At 68.0% G+C, this 20,423-nt stretch carries 19 protein-coding genes; 11 read left to right on the plus strand and 8 right to left on the minus strand.

The window, feature by feature from the left end:
- Positions 1–21 precede the first annotated feature (21 nt).
- The 7 genes from F4Y45_11080 (at position 22) to F4Y45_11110 (ending at position 8,507) form a co-directional block, all read left to right on the plus strand.
- Positions 22–2,271 (plus strand): 3-hydroxyacyl-CoA dehydrogenase, encoded by a 2,250-nt coding sequence (locus F4Y45_11080; GenBank protein ID MXY25050.1) that lies wholly within the window; start codon positions 22–24, stop codon positions 2,269–2,271.
- Positions 2,272–2,288: 17 nt separating this feature from the next.
- The gene (locus F4Y45_11085; GenBank protein MXY25051.1) at positions 2,289–3,101 is read left to right on the plus strand and encodes an alpha/beta hydrolase; all 813 of its coding nucleotides are present in this window, start codon (positions 2,289–2,291) and stop codon (positions 3,099–3,101) included.
- 70 nt (positions 3,102–3,171) lie between these two features.
- A complete protein-coding gene (locus F4Y45_11090) occupies positions 3,172–4,389 on the plus strand; it encodes an acetyl-CoA C-acyltransferase (GenBank protein MXY25052.1) in 1,218 nt (405 codons plus the stop codon).
- Positions 4,390–4,436: 47 nt separating this feature from the next.
- Complete coding sequence (locus F4Y45_11095) at positions 4,437–6,203, plus strand: acyl-CoA dehydrogenase (GenBank protein ID MXY25053.1); 1,767 nt, start codon at positions 4,437–4,439, stop codon at positions 6,201–6,203.
- A 6-nt stretch (positions 6,204–6,209) separates the two neighbouring features.
- The gene (locus F4Y45_11100; protein MXY25054.1) at positions 6,210–6,887 is read left to right on the plus strand and encodes a DUF1684 domain-containing protein; all 678 of its coding nucleotides are present in this window, start codon (positions 6,210–6,212) and stop codon (positions 6,885–6,887) included.
- Entirely contained in the window at positions 6,773–7,570 is a 798-nt protein-coding gene (locus F4Y45_11105) for an HAD family phosphatase (GenBank protein MXY25055.1), read from the plus strand. The genes F4Y45_11100 and F4Y45_11105 overlap by 115 nt, the downstream gene beginning before the upstream one ends.
- Before the next feature lie 19 nt (positions 7,571–7,589).
- Positions 7,590–8,507 carry a tetratricopeptide repeat protein gene (locus tag F4Y45_11110; protein ID MXY25056.1) on the plus strand — a complete coding sequence of 306 codons (918 nt, stop codon included), beginning with the start codon at positions 7,590–7,592 and terminating at the stop codon, positions 8,505–8,507.
- Positions 8,508–8,601: 94 nt separating this feature from the next.
- Here the strand turns inward: F4Y45_11110 and F4Y45_11115 are convergent, their stop codons facing one another.
- Together F4Y45_11115 and F4Y45_11120 are read right to left on the minus strand one after the other, a co-directional pair.
- Complete coding sequence (locus F4Y45_11115; protein MXY25057.1) at positions 8,602–9,156, minus strand: hypothetical protein; 555 nt, start codon at positions 9,154–9,156, stop codon at positions 8,602–8,604.
- A gap of 43 nt (positions 9,157–9,199) precedes the next feature.
- On the minus strand, positions 9,200–10,207 hold the full coding sequence (locus F4Y45_11120) for a lyase (protein MXY25058.1): 1,008 nt from the start codon (positions 10,205–10,207) through the stop codon (positions 9,200–9,202).
- An 18-nt stretch (positions 10,208–10,225) separates the two neighbouring features.
- Here F4Y45_11120 and F4Y45_11125 point away from each other — a divergent pair, with 18 nt between their 5' ends.
- Entirely contained in the window at positions 10,226–11,179 is a 954-nt protein-coding gene (locus tag F4Y45_11125; protein MXY25059.1) for a prolyl oligopeptidase family serine peptidase, read from the plus strand.
- Between the two features lie 31 nt (positions 11,180–11,210).
- Here F4Y45_11125 and F4Y45_11130 read toward each other — a convergent pair whose 3' ends face one another.
- Positions 11,211–12,056 (minus strand): DUF4159 domain-containing protein, encoded by an 846-nt coding sequence (locus F4Y45_11130; GenBank protein ID MXY25060.1) that lies wholly within the window; start codon positions 12,054–12,056, stop codon positions 11,211–11,213.
- A 366-nt stretch (positions 12,057–12,422) separates the two neighbouring features.
- Between F4Y45_11130 and F4Y45_11135 the strand changes: the two genes are divergently transcribed.
- Positions 12,423–13,085 (plus strand): DUF2490 domain-containing protein, encoded by a 663-nt coding sequence (locus tag F4Y45_11135; protein ID MXY25061.1) that lies wholly within the window; start codon positions 12,423–12,425, stop codon positions 13,083–13,085.
- A gap of 82 nt (positions 13,086–13,167) precedes the next feature.
- Here the strand turns inward: F4Y45_11135 and F4Y45_11140 are convergent, their stop codons facing one another.
- Entirely contained in the window at positions 13,168–15,372 is a 2,205-nt protein-coding gene (locus F4Y45_11140) for a carboxypeptidase regulatory-like domain-containing protein (protein ID MXY25062.1), read from the minus strand.
- A 155-nt stretch (positions 15,373–15,527) separates the two neighbouring features.
- Between F4Y45_11140 and F4Y45_11145 the strand changes: the two genes are divergently transcribed.
- Together F4Y45_11145 and F4Y45_11150 are read left to right on the plus strand one after the other, a co-directional pair.
- Positions 15,528–16,001: a hypothetical protein gene (locus F4Y45_11145; protein ID MXY25063.1), complete on the plus strand. Its 474-nt coding sequence runs from the start codon at positions 15,528–15,530 to the stop codon at positions 15,999–16,001.
- A gap of 15 nt (positions 16,002–16,016) precedes the next feature.
- Positions 16,017–16,799, plus strand: coding sequence for a class I SAM-dependent methyltransferase (locus F4Y45_11150; protein ID MXY25064.1), 783 nt, complete (start codon positions 16,017–16,019; stop codon positions 16,797–16,799).
- Here F4Y45_11150 and F4Y45_11155 read toward each other — a convergent pair.
- The 4 genes from F4Y45_11155 to F4Y45_11170 are packed head-to-tail and all read right to left on the minus strand — an operon-like array spanning position 16,786 to position 20,085.
- Positions 16,786–17,526, minus strand: coding sequence for a hypothetical protein (locus tag F4Y45_11155; GenBank protein ID MXY25065.1), 741 nt, complete (start codon positions 17,524–17,526; stop codon positions 16,786–16,788). The genes F4Y45_11150 and F4Y45_11155 overlap by 14 nt on opposite strands.
- Entirely contained in the window at positions 17,526–18,230 is a 705-nt protein-coding gene (locus F4Y45_11160; GenBank protein ID MXY25066.1) for an ABC transporter permease, read from the minus strand. The genes F4Y45_11155 and F4Y45_11160 overlap by 1 nt, the downstream gene beginning before the upstream one ends.
- Before the next feature lie 4 nt (positions 18,231–18,234).
- A complete protein-coding gene (locus tag F4Y45_11165; protein ID MXY25067.1) occupies positions 18,235–19,092 on the minus strand; it encodes an ABC transporter ATP-binding protein in 858 nt (285 codons plus the stop codon).
- A gap of 42 nt (positions 19,093–19,134) precedes the next feature.
- The gene (locus F4Y45_11170; GenBank protein MXY25068.1) at positions 19,135–20,085 is read right to left on the minus strand and encodes a methyltransferase domain-containing protein; all 951 of its coding nucleotides are present in this window, start codon (positions 20,083–20,085) and stop codon (positions 19,135–19,137) included.
- Between the last annotated feature and the right edge of the window lie 338 nt (positions 20,086–20,423).

A 20,423-nucleotide genomic window follows, 5' to 3' on the forward strand; every position in this document is an offset into this window, starting at 1 on the left:
GGCGTCCTGGGCGCGGGGGTGATGGGAGCGCAGATCGCGGCTCACGCCGCCAACGCGGGCCTGCCCGTCCTCCTGCTCGATCTGGATGAGGCGGCCGCACGGGACGGTCTGGCGCGGGCGCGCAAGCTGAAACCGGCTCCATTCTTCACGCGCGACGCCGCCGGCCTGATTGGCACCGGTGGATTCGACACCCACCTCGACCGTCTCGCCGGCTGCGACTGGATCGTGGAAGCTGTCGTCGAACGGCTCGACATCAAGCAGGCGCTGCTCGCGAAGGTGGAGCGCCACCGGGCCGAAGCTGCCGTCGTCAGCTCGAACACGTCCGGCATCCCCATCGCCAGCATCGCCGAGGGGCGTGGTGACGCCTTCCGCCGGCACTGGCTCGGCACGCACTTTTTCAATCCGCCCCGCTACCTGCCTCTCCTCGAGGTGATCCCGACCGCCGATACGGACCCGGCAGTGGTCGATGCGATGATCCGTTTCGGCGACCGCATTCTGGGCAAGGGTGTGGTGGTCGCGAAGGACACACCCAACTTCATCGGCAACCGAATCGGCCTGTACGGCGTGCTGCGGATCTTCGAGCAACTCGATGACTACACGATCGAGGAGATCGACGCGATCACCGGACCCGTGATCGGCCGCCCGAAATCAGCGACGTTCCGGACTGTGGATGTCGCCGGGCTCGACGTGATGGCGCACGTCGCCGTCAACCTCGCCGATCAACTGACCGACGACACGGAGCGGGGGGCCTTTCGGCTGCCGCCGGTCGTCGCCTCCCTGGTGGAACGGGGCTGGGTCGGGGCGAAGGCAGGACGCGGCTTCTACCGGAAACAATCGAAGGCGGAGGGCGGTGCCATCCTCACCCTCGATCCCGCGACGTTGGACTACCGCGGGCGGCAAGCGCCGCGCCTGGCGTCGCTCGATGCGGCTGCGTCGATTGAATCGGCCGGCGAGCGGACCCGCGCCCTGTTCCACGGTCGTGACCGGGTTGGCGACTTCCTGCGGGCAACGCTCGCGCCGACCCTCGTCTACGCCGCGCGCGTCGCTCCGGACATCGCCCATTCGATCGACGACATCGACCGCGCCATGCGATGGGGCTTCGGCTGGGAGCTGGGACCGTTCGAGCTGTGGGACGCGATCGGCGTCGACGCGGTCCTCGAGGCCGCCGGCGCAAGCGACGACCCGCCCCCGCTGGTCGCCGCGAGGCGCGCCGCGTCCACGCCGGGAACGACCCGGTTCCGCGACGGACTCCTGCCCCCGGCCGCGTCCGGGCTGCAGATCCTCGGGAACGCGAAGGCGGAACGGCCGCCGGTGCGCGAGAACCCGGGCGCCAGCCTGATAGACCTGGGCGACGGCGTACTCGCGGTCGAGTTCCACTCGAAGATGAACACCATCGACGGCGACACGCTCGCCATGCTGACGGCGGGAATCGAGGAGGCCGCAAGGAACTTCGAGGCCCTCGTCATCGGCAACGACGCGCCCGCCTTCTCGGCCGGCGCGAACCTGATGCTGGCCCTCCTCGAGGCGCAGGAGGAGAACTGGGACGAGCTCGATCTGATGATCCGCACCTTCCAGTCGACCGTCGTCAGCCTGCGTTACGCCCCGATACCGGTAGTCGCCGCGCCGGCTGGACTGACACTGGGCGGCGGCTGCGAGATCACCCTGCACGGCGACCGGGTGCAGGCCGCGGCCGAGACCTACATGGGACAGGTGGAGGTGGGCGCCGGACTGATCCCGGCCGCCGGTGGAACGAAGGAGCTCCTGGTCCGGTTTACGAACCTGGCGCCGCCCCGGGGAGATGTGCTGCCGCACGTGCAGCGCGCCTTCGAGGTGATCGGCTTCGGCACGGTATCGACCAGTGCCTCCGACGCCAAGCGCCTCGGCCTGCTCCGCGAGACCGACGGCATCTCCATGAACCGGGAGCGGTTGATGGCGGATGCAAAGCGCGTGGCCCTCGACCTGGCGAGCGGCGGCTACCATCCGCCCCGGCCGCTCACCGACATTCCGGTGGGAGGCGCCGGCATCCGCGCGGCGCTCGACCTGGGTGTCCATATCGCCTGGCGCGCGGGCCACATAAGCGACTACGACGCACACATCGGCCGCTTGCTCGCGCGCATCCTGGCCGGAGGCGACCTGCCTCACGCCACTGCGGTGACGGAACAGTACCTGCTCGACCTCGAACGGGAAGCGTTCCTCAGCCTGTTGGGCGAGAGGAAGACACAGGAGCGGATGGCGCATATCCTGAAGACAGGCAAGCCGCTCAGGAACTGACGGCGGGAGCGCGAACGATGGTCATCGACCGCGGCGCCGGCACCCCCCTTGTGCTGATCCCGGGCATCCAGGGCCGCTGGGAATGGATGGCGCCCGCCGTGGACGCACTGGCCGCCCGCACCCGCGTCCTGACCGGATCGCTGCCGGGTGACACCGGCGCGTCCCACACCATAGACCCCGCGCTCGGTTTTGACAGCTACGTCACGTGGCTCGACGCGGTGCTGGACCACGCTGGTGTGGCACGGGCGGCACTCTGCGGCGTCTCGTACGGCGGGTGGGTCGCACTCCACTACGCCGCGGCACGGCCCGCGCGCGTGAGCAGCCTGACGCTGGCGTCCACTCCGGCGCCCGGGTGGAGGCCGAGCTGTCGCGTCGAGTGGTACCTCCGCGCGCCACGGCTGCTCTCCCCCGTTTTTGCCCTCGGCTCACCGTTCCGCCTGTACCCGGAAATCGCCGCCGCGCTCCCGGACATGGGAGATCGCGCTCGATTCGCGGCCGGCCATCTCTACCGGGTGATCCGTTTTGCGATGTCGCCCATCCGGATGGCCCAGCGGGTCCGTCTGGCCGCCGCGGTCGACTTCACGGCGGACTGCGGCCGCGTCAAAGCTCCCGTGCAGGTGGTTACGGGCGAGGCGGAACTGGACCGGGTGGTGCCGGTCGAAAGCACGCGGTCGTACCTCGACGCCATCCCCGGAGCGCGGTACGATGGGATTGAACGCACCGGACACATAGGACTGGTTACCCAGCCCGACCGGTTTGCCGACGTCGTCGCGCGGTTTGCGAACGACGCCATAGTGGCTGCTGCGGTTCCGTCGCCCGCGCACGCGTGACACGCACCCGGGCCAGGCACGGAATGGCGGGCGATCAGCGCCGGACGGGGACAGGAAGACGGAGCAGAACATGAGAGAGGCAGTCATCGCTTCCGCGGTCCGCACTCCCGCCGCCAAGGCGCCGAAGGGATCGTTCCGGAACACGCGCCCCGACGAACTGGCCGCCATCGCTATCCGCGCGGCCCTCGAGCGCGCCGGCGACCTGGACCCCGCCAAGGTGGATGACGTGATCCTGGGCTGCGCCATGCCGGAAGCGGAACAGGGGATGAACGTCGCCCGTATCGCCAGCCTGCGGGCGGGAATTCCGGTGGAGGCATCCGCCGTAACCATCAACCGCTTCTGTTCCTCCGGTCTGCAATCGATCGCGTTCGCGGCCGAACGCATCCTGGCCGGCAACGCCGAGACCATAGTCGCCGGAGGCACGGAGTCGATGAGCCTGGTACCGATGGTGGGCCACAAGTTCGTGCCCAACCCGGCGCTCGTGCAGAACTACCCCGACGTCTACCTCAGCACCGGGCTGGTGGCCGAGAACCACGCCCGCGAATCGCACATCACGCGCGACGAGCAGGACGCCTTCGCGCTCCGGAGCCATCAGCGCGCGCTGGCCGCCATCGACGCGGGACGCTTCGAGGAGGAAACCGTCCCGGTGACCGTGCAGCGCGCCGAACCGGCCAACGGGAACGGCGCCGGCAACGGCGCGACGGGAAGCGGTCAGGGCAACGGACCGACGGTTCGCGAGGTCCGGGTCACGACCGACGAGGGGCCGCGCGCCGACACCTCGCTCGGCAAGCTCGGGTCGTTGCGCCCGGCCTTCAGGGTCAACGGCTCGGTTACCGCCGGCAACTCGTCGCAGATGAGCGACGGCGCGGCGGCGGCGGTGGTGACCACGGCGGAGCATGCCGCAAGGCTTGGGCTGACACCGCTCGCGCGGTTCGTCACCTACACCACCGCGGGCGTCAAGCCGGAGCTGTTCGGCCTCGGCCCGGTGCCGGCGATGCGGAAGGCGCTGCGCCTCGCGAATCTCACGATCGACGACATCGACCTCGTGGAACTGAACGAGGCCTTCGCCGCGCAGGTACTCGCCTGCGTCCGGGAATTCCCCATCGATCCGGACCGCCTGAACGTCAATGGCGGCGCCATCGCGCTGGGCCACCCGCTCGGATGCACCGGCGCCAAGCTGACCGCGACGCTCCTCCACGAGTTGCGGCGGCGGAACGGGCGGTACGGCATGGTGACCATGTGCGTCGGCGGCGGCATGGGCGCGGCGGGCATCTTCGAGCGGCTCTGAAGCTGGCCGCACTCGAAAACAAGGAGAAGACGATGGCGACGGCAACAATGACGGCACAGGAACCCGCGGCCCAAGGCGGCGCGTGGCTGCTCGCGGAGACGCAACCCGACACCGTCTTCACGCCGGAACGGATGACCGAGGAGCACCGGCTGATCCGCCAGACCGCAGATCAGTTCGCGGAGGAGACGCTGGCCCAGAATGACCAGCTCGAAACCAAGGACTGGGATCTGGCGCGCCGGCTACTCCGGCAGGCGGGTGATCTCGGACTACTTGGAACCGACGTGCCGGAGGCCTACGGCGGCCTGGCCCTCGACAAGGTGAGCTCGGCCATCATCGGCGGATCGAGCGGCCGGGGCGGTTCGTTCAGTTCCACCATGGGAGCCCACACCGGCCTCGCCATCTTGCCGATCCTGATGTTCGGCACCGAAGCGCAGAAGCAGCGCTACCTGCCTCGCCTCGTCACCGGCGAGACGGTCGGCGCCTACTGCCTGAGCGAGACGGGCTCCGGCTCCGACGCGCTCGGCGCGCGGGCCCGTGCGACTCCCCAGGAAGACGGCAGCTTCGTTCTGAACGGCGAGAAGATGTGGATCACCAACGGCGGTTTCGCCGATCTCTACATCGTCTTCGCCAAGGTGAACGGCGAGCAGTTCACCGCGTTCATCGTCGAGCGGTCGTTCGACGGCGTCGCGAGCGGCAAGGAAGAGCACAAGATGGGCCTGCACGGCTCGTCGACGACGCCGGTGGTCCTGCAGGACGTTCACGTACCGGCGGAGAACCTGCTCGGCGAAGTAGGCAAGGGGCACCGCGTCGCGTTCAACGTGCTCAACTACGGCCGCTTCAAGCTGGGCGCCTCCGCGGGAGGCGGCGCGGAATCGGCGGTCGGCGAGGCCGCACATTATGCCGCGAGCCGGCAGCAGTTCGGCCAGCCCATCGCCAACTTCGGGGCCATCAAGCACAAGCTGGGGGAGATGGTCGCGCGGACGTATGCCGTCGAGTCGATGGTCTTCCGCACCGCCGGCCTCATCGACACCACCCTGGGCGGGGCCGACACGGACGACTCCGCGGCGCTGCTGCGGGCACTGGAGGAATACGCCGTCGAATCGTCGATCCTCAAGGTGGCGGGCAGCGAGGCGCTCCACTACGTCCTCGACGAGAACGTCCAGATTCACGGCGGTAACGGGTTCGTCCGGGACTACCCCGCCGAGCGGCACTACCGCGACTCGCGCGTCAACCGGATCTTCGAAGGCACGAACGAGATCAACCGGCTGCTGATACCCGGCATGCTGATCAAGCGAGCGCTCAAGGGAGGCCTCCCTCTCATCGAGGCGGCCCGGAAGCTGCAGGACGAGCTGCTGACGCCGGCCCCAGCCCCGCCGCCCGGCGACGGCCTGCTGGAAGCGCAGGCGGCCGCCGTCGGCATGTTCCGGAAGGTGGTGCTGGCGGTGGTCGGTCTGGCGCTCCAGACCTACGGCGACCGGTTGAACGACGAGCAGGAGGTCCTGTCGCTCGCGGCCGACATCATCATCGACACTTACGCGGCCGACAGTTCCGTGCAGCGGGCACGGGCGGCATCGGCGGCCGGGGTGCCGGGCGCGGATCTGCAGGTGGATGCCGCGACGGTGTACGTCAACGAGGCGGCAATGCGGATTGACGTCGCGGCGCGGGCGGCGCTCGCGACGATGGCGGCGGGCGACACGCTTCGCACGCACCTTGCGGCGCTCCGGCGCCTGCTGAAGGTGACGCCGGTCAACGCCGTCGCGGTACGCCGGCGTCTGGCGGATGCGGCGGTCGCGCGGGGAGCGTATCCCGTCTAGACTGCAATGGTGGCGACGAAGTCGGCGACAGGCCCCGGTGCCCGGCGCCGGGCCCGGCATCGGTCGGCGGGCCGCAGTCTGGCATTGACGATGCTCGTCTCGGCGGCGGTGGCCGCCGCCTGCGGCCCGCCGCCGCCCGACGAGGCGGACTACGTGCCGCGGCTTCTGGAAGACCGCGCCCTCAAGGACGAGTTCTTCCGGAGCGCTCCCGACTCGCCGGTACCGCTCGACCGCCGGTCATGGATGCTTCCACTTCGGTACTACGAACCGAATCCCGCATATCGGGTTCCCGCCAACCTGGTGCTTTCCGACGACCCGCAGGTCTTCGACGTCCCCACGTCGACCGGATTGATGCGGAAGATGGAGCATGTCGGCCACCTGGAGTTCGTCCTGCAGGGCGAGCGGTACCGGCTCGACGCGCTGGTCTCGGACGGCGATCCCGGACTGTTCATCCCGTTCCGTGACGAGACCAGCCGCACCGAGACCTACGCCGCCGGCCGCTACCTCGACCTGCCATTCTCCCCGACCGGCGTGTACGACCTCGACTTCAACCGGGCCTACACGCCCACCTGCTACTTCGACGAGCAGTTCGATTGCCCGTTCCCGCCGCCGCAGAACCGCCTGCCGATTCCGATTCGCGCCGGCGAGAGGCTGCCGCCCGAGGACGAACGCCGGCTGCCGTGAAGCTGCTCGGCGTCATCCTCGACTTCGACGGCGTCATCGCCGACACCGAACCCATCCACCTGCGGGCGTTTCAGGATGCCCTGGCCGGCGGACCGATGACGCTCTCGGACGAGGAGTACTGGGAACGCTACCTCGGCCTGGACGACGCCGGCCTGTTCGTCGCGCTGGCGCGGGATCGGAACGTCCCGCTCGAGCCCGAGGCGGCGGCGCGACTGGCGACGGCGAAGGCCGACTGCTTCGCGGCGCGGGTTGCGGCGACGGACGTCGTGTACCCGGCCGCCCGGCGCTGTATCGAGCAGCTCGCGACGGACGGGACCGCACTGGCCGTCGCGTCGGGGGCGCTCCACCACGAGATCGAGGCCATCCTGACTCGCGCGGGACTGCTACAGCACTTCGTCGCGATCGTGGCGGCCGACGACGTGCCGGCGAGCAAGCCCGCCCCGGACACTTACGTCCGCGCGGTCGAACTGCTCTGTAACGCGCTCGGCCGCCCGGTCTCACCCGCCGGCTTCGTCGCCGTCGAGGATTCACGGTGGGGGATCGAGTCAGCGAACGCCGCCGGGCTGCCCTGTGCCGGCGTCACCACCAGCTATACTGCGGACGAGCTCACGGGCGCCGCGGCGGTTGTAGAGAGCCTCGACGAACTCGACCGCTTCGCGCTCACGGCGCTTCTAGGGCACTGACGGCCGGCCGCCATCGACCATGATCTCGGAGGACTTCATCAGGCGTTTCACCGAGGTCGCCAACTCACCCGCGCCCGACCTGGCTCCCGCCGCCTTCCTGATTGCCCGGCTCGAGTATCCGCGGCTCGACACGTCGCCCTATCTCGATCAGTTGGACGAGATGGGCCGGGAGGCGGCCGCACGCGTGGGGGCGCTCGGCGACGACGCCGGCGCGGCGCGGCGCGTGTCCGCGATCAGCGACTACCTCTTCACGGAACAAGGCTTCGCCGGCAACCAGGACCACTACGACGATCCCCGCAACAGCTTCCTGAACGAGGTGCTGGACCGCCGCACCGGCATCCCGATCACGCTGGCGCTGGTCTACATGGAGGTGTCACGGCGCGCTGGCGTCCCGATCCACGGCGTCAACTTCCCGGGTCATTTCCTGCTGAAGTCGCCGCTGGAACCGGGGGCATCGGGGGGCGCCGGCAATCAGGTCATAGTCGACCCGTTTCACGACGGCGCCATTCTCTCGGAAGGTGACTGCGAATCGCTGCTGCAGCGCTACGCGGGCAAGGACGCGGCCTTCGATCCGCGCCTGCTCGCCCGGGCGACGAAGCTGGAGATCCTGATCCGGATGCTGGTCAACCTGAAGCAGATCTACGTCAAGCTTCGGTCGTTCCCGCAGGCGCACGCGGTAACGCGTCTCCTCCTCGGACTCGATCCGTCCGCCATGACGGAGCTGCGCGATCGAGGTCTGCTGGCCTACCACCTGAATCACTACCAGGCAGCGTTGCGCGACCTCGAAGCCTACCTGCGCTTCACGGCAAGACCGGAGGAAGCCGACTCCGACGGCGATGGCGACGCCGACGGCGACGGCGATGGCGAGAAGGACGAACACGCCGAAATCTGGGAGCACGTCAAGGCGCTCCGCCGGCGTGTCGCCAGCCTCAACTAGGTAGTGCGCCGGCTGGTGCGCCGGTGGGTGGGACAGCCTGGTGCGCCGGCCTCCAGGCCGGCACCATCCACAGTCGTCACACAGGCTGGCAGGATCAGCGAACAGCCGGACGCGTCGTCGCCGAGGCCGTATAGATGAAGTCGCCGAACTCCGAAGCGTCGTCGTTGGCCGCGTTCGCCGCTACGTGAAAGACGACGGAGATTGCATCGCCGGTGGGCGGCGGGCTCCACTCGACGGTCCAGAGGGCCGCGTCGGGGAGAGTCAGCGCCGTGCCCGGCTCGGTGTGCTGGGCGTACGTCACGCCGTCCGCTCCAAGGACCACCTGCACGCGCTCATCCTCGCCCAGGGCCTGCAGCACGCCCGCCGCTCCGCCGCCGCCGTCGCCTTCGCCGACCCGCGCCGCCAACTGGAAACCGGCCCGTTCCATCCCGGGCCGCTCCAGTGTCACTGTGATGCGGTAGGTTGCCGATGGATCGAACGTGTCGGGGACGCCGTTAAGGGTGAGTGAGCCTCCCGGCGCATCGAGGTCGTTCTCGAAATGGCAGGTGTGACAAGTATCCCCGCCAAACCCGCCGGCGTGCTCCGGCGGCGGGCCCTCGAGGTAGATGGCCTCCGACACGGGCGCTGCCGCCAGCAGCGCCACCGTCAGAGCGCCGGCGGAGGCAGCGGCGTATCGAACCAAGTGCTCCGCGCTACGGTAGGACGCGCGCGCGGCCGACGTTGTTCGTGTCGGTGCCGAACCAGATCTCACGCGTCGGCGGGTGATAGTACATGTGGCGGACGGTTCCACCCCCGCTGGCGATCTCCGTCATCGCGAAGAACTCCTCGCTGGCCGGGTCGAACCCGATAAAGCGGTTCGGCTGTATGCCCGACTCCACGAAGTACAGACGGTCGTCGGCATCGACGGCCATCCCGTACGGCCGCGAATCCGCGCCGCCGGGAACCGCCCACTCCTTGACGTCGCCACTGGCCGGATCGAGACGGCCGAGGTAACCGCCGGCGTAGTCGACGTACCACAGGTGGCCGTTCGACGTCAGCCCCACCCGGCGCGGCCGGGCCTCGGCACGCGGCAACTCGAACTCCTCGAGCGCCATCGTCTCCGGGTCGACGGTGGCGAGCACGTTCGTCCCAAACTGACAGAACCACGCGCGGTTGTTCGCGTCGACGACGATGCCGTAGGGACGCCGCCCGTTACCCTCGATCGGGATAAGCTCCACGGTGCCGGTCTGCGTGCCCAGCTTGCCGACGAAGCTGCCGCCCTGCACCGAGAACCAGATGTCTCCGTTGTGGTCGAAGGTGAGGGTATGCGGATCCCGCGCGTCGGGCGTCGGCATCATGATCTTCTCGATGTCCCCGGTCTCCGGATCCAGCTTGCCGATGTGCATCGCGCGGTTGCCCGCATACCACACCATCCCGTCTTCGTCGACGATCAGGTTGTGCGGCCCCGTGCCCGGATCCAGGTCGTAGCGCCGGAAGTCGCCCGTCCCCGGGTCGAGGTAGGCCAGATAGTCGCCCCGCTGACCGACGAACCAGACGCGTCCCTGGCCATCGACGTAGGGGTCGCGCGGCCGGGTCTCTTCCCAGGGCACCACCCACTCGGTGATCTCGATGTCTTCGGCCGCGGCCGGAGCCGCGCCGAGCGTGCCGAACGTCCCGAAGGCGAGAACCAACGCCGACAACGCCGGTATACCCTTCCGCATAGTGCACCTCATGTTGGAATGCCGAAACGTACCGAGAGCCCCACGCCGTCAATAGTAGTGCGACACCGCTTAACGGAGACGACTCCGGCCGGAAGCGGCACGTTTACCAAGACGTGCAAGACCGGCCGGGCCCGCAGGAGGACAACGATGCAGACAATCCGAACCCTGGCTCGCCCGATCGTGACGCTCGCGGTCCTCTTCGCTCTCGCGGCCTTCGTCCCGGCGGATGCCCTCGCCCAACGCGAAGCGCGGGATGACGAGTACGCGGTCAACGACCCGCGCGTCCAGCATCGGACGTACGTGATGGAGGAGACAGGCGAGACTATCCCGTACGCCCTCTTCGTGCCCTCAAGCTACAACGCCGCAAGTCCCGCGCCGCTGATGGTCTCGCTGCACGGCGCCGGACGTCAGTACGACTGGCTGATGAACTACGCGGGGTTCCTCGATCTGGCCGAACACCACGGCTACGTGGTGGTGACTCCGCTCGGCTATACGCGGCGGGGCGGATACGGCTACCGCGGCGACTCCGAACAGGACCGGCGGGCCGAGCAGGACGTCATGAACGTCTTCGAGCTCGTCACCGGCGAGCTCAACATCGACGAGAACCGGATCTACCTCTGGGGCCACTCCATGGGGGGCGCCGGCACCTACTACCTCGCCAGCCGCTACCCGGACCTCTGGGCCGGACTGGCCGCGGTGGCCGGCGGCAGCATGAACGCCGACTACGTCGACGCGAACGCGATCCGGCACCTTCCGTTCCTGGTCCTGCAGGGCTCGGATGACCGCGTCGTGCCCACCGCGGGGGTACGCGAGTCAGTGGCGAAGATGCGGGAGTTGGGGATGCAGCACGTCTACATCGAAATCCCCGGCGGCGACCACTCGCTGTTCATCTCGAGGAACCCCGAGGTGGTCGGGCACCTCTTCTCGTTCTTCAACCTCGTCTCCAAGAAGACGCAGGTAGGCGCTCAGTAGTGCTTCCGTCCGCCGTCCTGCCCGCCCTCGATCAGTAGCCCATCGCGTAGAGCAGGACGTTGATCCCCAAGGAATAGCCGTCGGGCGCGAACTCCTCGAAGAAGCGCGGATCGTCCGCCTCGCGCTCCCAGGAGTCCTGAATGTCCGTGTTGTGCGTCATCGCGACCATGATGCGCTGGCGTTCGTCGAAGATCACCCGGAAGTGCGGCTCCGCGCTGTCGCTGCCGCGCTCGGACGTGCCTCCCCCGGACCGCATCCAGAAACCGATGTTGGCGATCTGCGGCACTTCCCAGATCTGGAACAGGGTCCGGAACAGCGCGTGATCGATCGGCAAGTCGACGATCGGGTACTGCCCCGGCGGCAGCACCTTGCGGATCTGACTTTCCCACTGCTCCCATTCCCAGCTTCCCCAGAAGTCGTCGACCCAGAGGAAGCCGCCCTTCAGCAGGTACTCGCGCAGGCGGTCGGCGTCGTCGCTGGAAAGCACCATAGACCCGACGGCCGACGCGATGATGAACGGGCAGTCGAACAGCGTGTCGTCGGTGATCGGGACCACCCAGTGGATGGGTTCGTCTTCGTCGTCGAAGTTGACGTTGGTGGTCGACATCTCCGACAGCCGGATCATGAAGTTGATGTCGGCGTATGGATAGTCGGTCGACCAGCGGCCCATGCCGCGCCCCGCGTACTCGCTGGAGTACATGAGCCGGCAGAAGGAGAATCCGGCGTCGCGGTGTTCGGGGGGACGGAAGCGGGGCGGATAGCGCGAGCGTCCCCAGCCCCACTGGGCGAACGCGGTCCCCGCCGCGAGGGCCAGGACTACGGACAGCACGACCGCCGTGACGGCTGGCCGCTTCACCCAGCCATTCTGCCACAGCATGACACGGAGCCCGCAGTCGATTCCCGCGCTCGTCGAGCGATCGCCTGCGCGCTGCGCCGCTCGGCCTGCCGCCGCCGTCGTCGACTGCGCCTCTGGTAACGTGTGAGGTATCAGGTACTGGTTCCCGTTGTTGCTAAACTGCCCATACCGCCGAAGGAGGGGAAAACGAGATGTTCGACAGGGTCACACACGTACCCGCTGCCGACACGGCAAGCACGCTACCAACCACGTCGCGCAGAGCCTGTGGACAACGTCTCGGCCTATCGGCCGCCGGACTGGCCCTGGCGGGATGCTCCGCGTCTGAGCCCCGTGCTGCCTGACCCCGTGCTGCGCGTGTTGATCGGCGCCCTTGTTCTTGCGGGCGCGATGCTGTCGCCGGGTGCGGCCCTGGCGCAGACGCCGGTCGACAGGGACCAGCTCGGCGCTTGGTACATGCTGTACTGGTCGACTCGCTTCGACGACTCGTCGCTGGGGCTACAGGGTGACGTGCAGCACCGCAACTGGGATCTGGGAAGCGACCTGGAGCAGTTGCTGATCCGGGGTGGCCTGACCTACTCGCCCGCATCCTCTGTGCTGCTGACTGGGGGTGTGGCGCACATCACGAGCGGCGCCTTCGGCGACAGCAGCGAGACCAGCGCAGAGCGACGCGTGTACCAGGAGGCGTCGCTTACCCAGGCCTTTGGAGGGGTCGTCTTTCTGCGCCACCGCTACCGCTACGAACAGCGTTGGGTTGACGGCCAGGACTTCCGGACACGGTTTCGCTACGCCCTGTTCGGCGATGTCGCGCTGAATGGACGAGGGACCGGAAGTGGGTCCATCTACCTGGCGCTGTACAACGAAGTCTTCGTCAACGGGGAGCTCGACATCGGGCCGGGCAGGACGGTGGAGCGCTTCGACCGCAACCGGTTCTACACCGCGCTTGGCTTCGGAGTCAGCGACCGGTCCCGCCTCCAGGCCGGCTACATGATCCAGACGTTACCGGTTGGCTCGAAGGGGCAGGTCCAGGTCAGTCTCCACGCGTCCTTCTGAGTAGTTCGCCGACCGACTGCCGGGCGCACTCCGTCCGCCCACGTTCCTGCACGACGCACCGTCTGCGTGTTCGATCCGCTCACTATTCTGCGAGTGGATGCGGGCGCACCTGGAATTTCAGCATGCCCGGCTTCACGCCGACGCCTCCCTCGATGTGCCAGGTGGCCGCCGCGCCGTAGGTGGCCCACACCCCGCGCCCCTTCCAGCCGGCGTCCGGATCGTCGATCCGGCCGTCGAGCCCCCGCGTGAAGAAGCCCTGCGGATATGGCACCCGCAACACTGTCCACTCTTCGGTGTCCGGGTCGAAAGCGAGCAGCGAGTCGGAGTTCGAACCGGTCGCAATCGGGATGTCCCGGCCCAGGCCGAGCGTGTCCCACTGATCCACCCAGTTGTAGTAGTGGTAGTCCGCCCGCACTGGCGGGTCGGTCCCGGCAATCGTGGGGCCGGGCGTGGGGTAGAGCGTCCAGCCCTCGACGCAGTGGCGGCCCTCGGCGGTCACCGGACCGTTATGCACCGCGCACTTGCGGCGGTCGAAGCTGGCCAGGTGGCTCGACCCCGACAGGGCGGTCCAGATGACGCCATCGCGGTCGATGTCCAGCCCGCGCGAGCCGAATCCGCGCTTCTCCGGGGGCACGTTCGGATCGAGGACCGACGGCACCTCGTACATCTCCGTCACGCAGCTCTCCGGCGGGCTGTCGCCGACGTGCAGCCGGGCGAGCCGGCCCGGGAACCGGTTCGAGCTGATCCAGACCGCCTTGTCGTCGGTCGGATCGCCGATGACGCCGTAGCTGCCGATGTTCACGCGGGTGTCGAGCGACAGGTCGGGGTCCTGCTCGGCCGCCCGCCCGCGCGGCGCCGGCTCGTTCCACGGCTTCGTGATCACGCCGTCGCCGTTAGTGTCGAGAACCGTCGGGCACCAGCCCTGCGAGAGCCGCTCGTCGCCGGTCTCGTCGTAGAGCTTCGTGTCGATCCAGCCGATGACCTGCCCCCCGCCGCTGAAGTAGAGGGTGTCGTTCTCGTCCTCGGCGAACTGCAGGTGGTGAGTTCCGAAGCAGGTGTCGACCAGCACGAACTGCTCCCGGTCCGGCTCGTAGTACACGGCGGACCGGAAGCCGCTGGGCAGCGGGAAGTACTTCGCGTAGGGATTGTCCGACCCTTCCTGGCAGTAGTCGGGGTTGGCGCGGTCACGGATCGCCGAGGTCATCCACACGCGCCCCTTGCTGTCCATCATCGGATTGTGCGGGTTGGCCGGGTCGTTCCAGATGAGGTCGTCTCCGAAGAACCGCGACGGCGCCGGCATCGAGCGGGCGATCATTCCCGGCACCGTGTCCGGGTCGACCCGCAGCGGGACGTTCAGGCTGGTGGCGGTGTGGGTCACCGGATCGAGAATCGTGAGCGCGTCGTTGGAGATGTTCACACCGTAGACCGGGCCGCCGGCATTGATCGTCGGATCGCGCTTGTCGGTGGCGATCTCGTCGTGGATGTAGTCGATGTCGGTCCCCCACTCCCACATCGAGATGACGACGTTCCGCTCGATCCCCTGTGGGCGCGGCGGGGCAGGCGGCACTTCGCCGGTGGCGATCCGATCGCTCCAGTCGGCGAACATCTGCAGCCCGCGCACCCGGCCGAACCGGTTCATGGCGTTGGTCATCTGCCCGCCGCGCTGGCCCATTCGCACGCGGTGGTCCCAAGCCTCGAGGCTGGAGTCGAACTGGTCGAGGTTGTCGATTTCGCGGACTATCCGGTTGCCGAGCTGGTGGCACAGCATGCAACCCTGCTTCTGGATATCGACCCACTGTTCCTGGTGCTGCAGGTTCGCGGCGATACCGTTGCCGTCCTCACCGGTGCCCGGAAACTCGTCGGTCGCCGGCGGCCGGATGAGCGAATACCAGTAGTTGGCCGGGTAGACCCGGGCGGCCTCGGCTGGCGTTGCCGCCACGGTCGCCTCCAGGTCCACCGTGTCGCCCGGCGCGGCAGTGACCGGATCGGAATCGACCAGCCCGTAGCCGCGCACCCACACGTCGTAGGTCGCCTCCGGCAGGTCGGGAATCAGGTACCGGCCGTCGTCGCCGGTGACCACGCTCTTGACGAACTTCGTCGGGAGAGACGTGGTTTCCGCGATGACCCAGACGCCCTCCTCGGGTCCGTTCGCGCTGGTAACCACGCCGCTGATGTCCGCCTCGGCGGCCTGCGCCCCGCCCAGGGCGCGGCCGGACGCGGAGAAGGAGACCAGTGCCGCAGCAACCAACGCGGCGACGACCGACGCTCCGGCAAAACGCTTGCTCATCGTGCTCCTCCATGTTGCGCTCCGGCCGGCGCCCCGTCGTGACGCGACGGCGGCGACCGTTCATGCCGAGCATGCCCCCGCGGGAGAACTCCGTCAAGGGACTTTGTTGGCGAGACCGCTGGCCCGCCGGATGACGTTCGGGTATAACCACCGGCATGCGGCCGCGAATCACTGTCGTCGCCTCCTGCGGCCTGGCGCTGGCGCTCGCCGCTGCCGGCGCCCAGGCCCAGGTGGGCGGCAATCTGGCCGCGGGACCGCCGCTGGACATCCACCTCGAAATCACGACGAGCCCGGATGGCCCGGTGTTGTCCACCGCCGAGTTCAACCTCGTGACCGGCGAGTACTACCGGCTTAACATCACCAGCGACGGAACCGAGTCGTGGCGCCTCGAGGTCGACGACCTGCTGCGCAACTCGCACCTGCGCCTCGTCACCATCAACGGGATCGAGGTGCACCTGCAGGCGCTGGCGTTCCGAGCCATCGAATTCGACGTCGGCGGCACGGCCCAGTTCAGCTTCACGCCGATCCGGACCGGGACGTTCGGGTTCACCGTCGGTGACGTCCCCTCCGTCCGGCGGCAGCGCGCCGACGGCGGTCGCAGCGTGAACGGGACCTTCACCGTCGAGTAGCCGCTCCCCATCGCCATGCGCCTGTACGAAGAACTCGCGGAGTGGTGGCCGCTCCTCGACGACCCGGCGACCGCCTACGCCGTGGAAGCGGGCATCTATGCCGACCTGCTGGCCGACGCTTGTGACGGGCCGATCGAGTCCCTGCTGGAGCTCGGCAGCGGCGGCGGCAACAACGCCCTGCACATGAAGCGGCGGTTCCCCAACCTGCTGCTCACGGACATCTCGGAAGAAATGCTGTCCGTGAGCCGCGCCCTCAACCCGGAATGCGAGCATCGGCTCGGCGACATGCGCACGCTGAGGCTCGGCCGGACGTTCGACGCGGTGTTCGTCCATGACGCCGTCTGCTACATGGCGACGGAAGCCGATCTGCGCCGCGCCATCGAGACTGCGCGGGTCCACTGCCGGCCGGGCGGCGCCGTGCTGTTCGCGCCCGACTACGTCCGCGAGAACTTCCCAGACGAAATGACGGACGACGGTGGCTGCGACGAGCCTGCGCCTACCGGCCCCGCCGGCGCGCACCGGCGCGGCCTGCGCTATCTCGAGTGGCGCTGGGATCCGGACCCCGACGACACTCAGTACGTCGTCGACTACGCGTTCCTGCTGCGGGACCGTGACGGCTCGGCGCGGGTCGTGCACGACCGTCACGTCGAAGGGCTCTTCACGCGCCAGCGCTGGCTGGATCTGCTGGCCGAGGTCGGTTTCGAGGCTCGCAGCGTGCCGTTCGTGCACCCGGAAGTGGAGCCAGGCCGACACGAGATGTTCGTAGGACGCCTACGCGCGTCCCCTACCGTGCCATAGCGGTCTTGAAGCGCCGCATCAGGATCGCGAGCAGGAGCGACTGGTAAGCCAGTCCGGCGAGGAAGTAGAGCCACACCCGGGGTTCGCCGGCCTCCAGCATCCAGAACACCTTGAGAGGCCAGTACAGCGGATCGATTCCGAACGCCACCTGCCAGGGCGGCGAGATGAACCAGGCAATGACGGGCGGCCACGAGAGCACGCCGATTCCCTTCATGAGGGCGAATCCCTGAACCTTGTTCGAGGCGAAGGCGGCAACGAACAGCGCGTAGAGCGGCGCGGTAGGCGCGGTCTGGACGGCGGCGACAAAGGCGGGAACCAGACCTATCGTCACCAGGTCCGCGATGGCGATGCACGCCATCATCACCGGCACGCTCACCGCCATCGGCACCGCGATGCGGTATGCGAGGTAGCCCTCCACCGTGAGCGGCGTGACCTGAAGCGCCGTGAGGGTGCGATCGTCCTTCTGGTCGAGCAGCAGGAATCCGACCACGGACCCCATCAGCGTCGGGATCATCAGGACGAGGAAGCTCACCAGGAGCGGGTAGTACGGGACGAGGTCGAACCCGTAGCGCTCGCCGAGCCACACGTTCAGGGCGGGAAAGCCCCATCGGAACGCCAGGGCGATGACGACCGGCACCCCGACCAGCCACCGCAGCATGCTGTCGCGCGCGATGCTCCTGGCGTCGATAGGCCCGAGCGCCCGGATAACGGCGGCTGCCGACGGCATCAGCGGGTCCCCTCACGGGCAACCAGGTAGCGTTCGAACGCCCGCTGGCCGGCAAGGAACAGCAGCCCCGCCCAGACCGCGGAATAGAGCAACCCATAGGCCCACTGCCACGACGGAATCGGCCCGAACGCCGCCGCCAGCAGCGTGAGCGGCGCCGTGAAGGGATGGAGATAGAGCAGCCAGGTATCCCATACGCCGAAGTAGTGCAGGATCGGCAGCGAGAGAATGAACGTGAACGGGACCGAGGGAAAGAGGAACTCGTTGATCGACCGATAGCGGGCGACGAGGACAAAACCCGTCAGCGTATAGAGGGTGGCCGCCAGCACGATGCCCGCCGCCAGCGGGCCTATCGCGAAACCGCCGCCATGGGCGGACCAGACGATGACGGCCTGCTCGACCAGCGAGAGCGCGGCCAGCGTCAGCGTCTTCGACGCGAGATACTCCCAGTCCGCGAGCGGCGTCACCACCTGGGCCTCCAGCGTCCCTTCGTTCTTCTCGAGCAGGACGAGTCCGGCGACGAAGTAGAAGTTGACCACGACCAGATTGCCGAACACGAAGGCGGGCAGGACATAGGCCCAGTCGATGGCGGGAAGGACCGTTAGCACGACGAACCAGCAGGCCAGCAGGAAGGCCACCGCGTAGTAGAAGCCGTTCCGCATCTGCAACTGGAAGTCCAGGCGAACGGTGGCGGCCAGCCTGCGCATCGGCTTACTCCAGGCTGTGGCCGGTTACGCTGAGGAAGACATCCTCGAGCGTCGCTTCCTGCGTGTGCAGGGTCTGGATAGTGGCGTCACGCAGCAGGGCCTGGAAGTCGGCGTTGGCGCCGAGCCCGTCGAGCGGAAACTCGCGTCGCCCGGGGTTGCCCCGGAGGCGGTACTCCATCACGACCGTGCGCGCGCCGTGGGCCAGCTTGAGCTTCTGCGGCGACTCGACGATCCGTATCTCTCCGTTGACGATGAACGCCACGCGGTCGCACAGGTCGTCGGCCACCGTCATGTCGTGGGTCGTCAGGAACACGGTGCGCCCGGCAGCCTTCATCTCCCGAACGAGGTTGCGGATGCCCCGCCCGCTACCCGGGTCGAGCCCCACCGTCGGCTCGTCGAGGAAGATCAACTGCGGGTCGTTGAGCAGGGCGCGCGCCACGCCGAGCCGTGTCTTCATGCCCTTCGAGTACTCCGAGACGAGGCGGGGCCCGTCGTCCGCCAGACCCACCATTTCCAGAAGCGCTTCCGGCTCACGAGTCTCTCCCCGGTACAGCGCCCGGAAGTAGCTCAGGTTCTCAACGCCCGTAAGCCGAAGGTAGTGATTGGGCAACTCGAACGAGACGCCTATTCGTTCGTAGTAGTCGGCTCCCCAATCCGCGAGGTCACGGCCGAGCACGGAGACGGCGCCCTCATAGCCTCGCAGCAGCCCGATCAGAACCTTCTGCGTCGTCGACTTCCCCGCGCCGCTCGGTCCGAGAAACCCGAGAATCTCGCCCCGGTCAATTCGAAACGACAGATTCCGGACCGCCGGGCTCGTCCCGGCTGCATAGGTAAACGTCAGCCCGTCGACATCGACCACCATCCGTCAACACTCTCTCACGGTTGGGGCGCGCCGCCAGGCGTCTCAGTGGGCGCGGAGCACGAAGAACTGGTAGCCGTAGCACTCCGAAAAGGCATGCCAGACGTCTATCTCGCGCTGGATCCCGTCCGCCAGCTCCTGTGCGTCCCGCCTGCCGGGATAACGCTTGCGGAACGCGGTCACGTTGTCCTGAAGGGGGCGATAGTAGTCGTCCCACCAGGCCGACGCGGGGAGGGGAAAGTGGGCCACCGTCTCGTAACCGCACCGGTCGACGGCCTGCAGAAGAGTCGGCACGTCACGCATGTCCGGATACTCCTCTCTCCAGAACGCCTCGCACGCACCGGGCGGGTCCGGCCGCCGCCAGCAGGCCTCCGTCACCACGATGTGGCCTCCATCCGCGAGGAGCCGGCGCCAGTCGCGGAGCCCGACCTCGAAGCCGATGTTGTAGATCGCCCCTTCGGACCAGATGACCTCGAAGGAGCCGTCACCAAAGTCGAGCCGCCCCATGTCGGCGACCCGGGCTTCCAGCCGGTGCGTCAGCCCCAGGCGCAGCGCCTCGCGGTTCAGGAAGTCGACGAACGGCGCGTGATTGTCCACCGCCACGATGTGCGCCGCCGAGCCCTTCGCCAGAACCAGTGTCTGGGCGCCGGTGCCACAGCCGATGTCGAGCACGCGGGTTCCCGGGCCGACACCCGGAACGAGCGCAAGGGCTCGAAGCGTACTCGCGGCCTCTCCCGGCCCCTGCCGCGGCAACCCGCTGAACAGCTCGAAGAAAAGCGCGTCCATGCTCCCCCCCAATCCGATGATCAATAGCCCAGGACGCTGTAGTTGCCGTCCAGAACCAGGCGAACGGACACGTACAGCCCCAACAGCCCGCACAGCACCCAGGGGGAATTCGTGGCGAAAATGTACGCGCACATCTCGCCCCTGGTGATATGTCTGTGCCGGTTGGCCACGAAGAAACTCACCAGGTAGCCCGACGTCGCATAAGTCCATTGCCAGAACAGCATGACGCCGAGAATACCGGCATGGACCGCGGGCAGGAAATCGACCGTATACGCCGCGTAGAGAATCAGCGTCGGCGCCGGCGTGACGAAACCGTTGACGATATCGACGTTGAAGCCGTACGTGCGGCGATCCGAATAGGACTCGTCGAACTGGGAGTACGTCGCCCAGACATCCGCCCAGACCGTCGGGGAAAGCGCCCGTCTCAACGGCACCCTCTTGAAGAGAAACTCACCAGCCGGCGTCCGGCCCGTCTCCCGTTGCCAGTTGCGCCAGTACACGGTGCGCTGCTCGATGTAGTCCCGCCGAAAGAACAGGCACGCCTCCCA

The sequence above is a fragment of the Acidobacteriota bacterium genome, from assembly GCA_009838525.1.
GTDB lineage: Bacteria > Acidobacteriota > Vicinamibacteria > Vicinamibacterales > UBA8438 > VXRJ01.

What these genes read in the sequence shown, in the direction of transcription:
- F4Y45_11080 (MXY25050.1), top strand. Translation starts at nt 22, where the DNA reads ATGGGAGCGCAGATCGCGGCTCACGCCGCCAACGCGGGCCTGCCCGTC.
- F4Y45_11085 (MXY25051.1), top strand. Translation starts at nt 2,289, where the DNA reads ATGGTCATCGACCGCGGCGCCGGCACCCCCCTTGTGCTGATCCCGGGC.
- F4Y45_11090 (MXY25052.1), top strand. Translation starts at nt 3,172, where the DNA reads ATGAGAGAGGCAGTCATCGCTTCCGCGGTCCGCACTCCCGCCGCCAAG.
- F4Y45_11095 (MXY25053.1), top strand. Translation starts at nt 4,437, where the DNA reads ATGACGGCACAGGAACCCGCGGCCCAAGGCGGCGCGTGGCTGCTCGCG.
- F4Y45_11100 (MXY25054.1), top strand. Translation starts at nt 6,210, where the DNA reads ATGGTGGCGACGAAGTCGGCGACAGGCCCCGGTGCCCGGCGCCGGGCC.
- F4Y45_11110 (MXY25056.1), top strand. Translation starts at nt 7,590, where the DNA reads ATGATCTCGGAGGACTTCATCAGGCGTTTCACCGAGGTCGCCAACTCA.
- F4Y45_11120 (MXY25058.1), bottom strand. Translation starts at nt 10,207, where the DNA reads ATGCGGAAGGGTATACCGGCGTTGTCGGCGTTGGTTCTCGCCTTCGGG.
- F4Y45_11125 (MXY25059.1), top strand. Translation starts at nt 10,226, where the DNA reads ATGCCGAAACGTACCGAGAGCCCCACGCCGTCAATAGTAGTGCGACAC.
- F4Y45_11130 (MXY25060.1), bottom strand. Translation starts at nt 12,056, where the DNA reads ATGCTGTGGCAGAATGGCTGGGTGAAGCGGCCAGCCGTCACGGCGGTC.
- F4Y45_11135 (MXY25061.1), top strand. Translation starts at nt 12,423, where the DNA reads ATGCTGTCGCCGGGTGCGGCCCTGGCGCAGACGCCGGTCGACAGGGAC.
- F4Y45_11140 (MXY25062.1), bottom strand. Translation starts at nt 15,372, where the DNA reads ATGAGCAAGCGTTTTGCCGGAGCGTCGGTCGTCGCCGCGTTGGTTGCT.
- F4Y45_11145 (MXY25063.1), top strand. Translation starts at nt 15,528, where the DNA reads ATGCGGCCGCGAATCACTGTCGTCGCCTCCTGCGGCCTGGCGCTGGCG.
- F4Y45_11150 (MXY25064.1), top strand. Translation starts at nt 16,017, where the DNA reads ATGCGCCTGTACGAAGAACTCGCGGAGTGGTGGCCGCTCCTCGACGAC.
- F4Y45_11155 (MXY25065.1), bottom strand. Translation starts at nt 17,526, where the DNA reads ATGCCGTCGGCAGCCGCCGTTATCCGGGCGCTCGGGCCTATCGACGCC.
- F4Y45_11160 (MXY25066.1), bottom strand. Translation starts at nt 18,230, where the DNA reads ATGCGCAGGCTGGCCGCCACCGTTCGCCTGGACTTCCAGTTGCAGATG.
- F4Y45_11165 (MXY25067.1), bottom strand. Translation starts at nt 19,092, where the DNA reads ATGGTGGTCGATGTCGACGGGCTGACGTTTACCTATGCAGCCGGGACG.
- F4Y45_11170 (MXY25068.1), bottom strand. Translation starts at nt 20,085, where the DNA reads ATGGACTTATGCGACGTCGGGCTACCTGGTGAGTTTCTTCGTGGCCAA.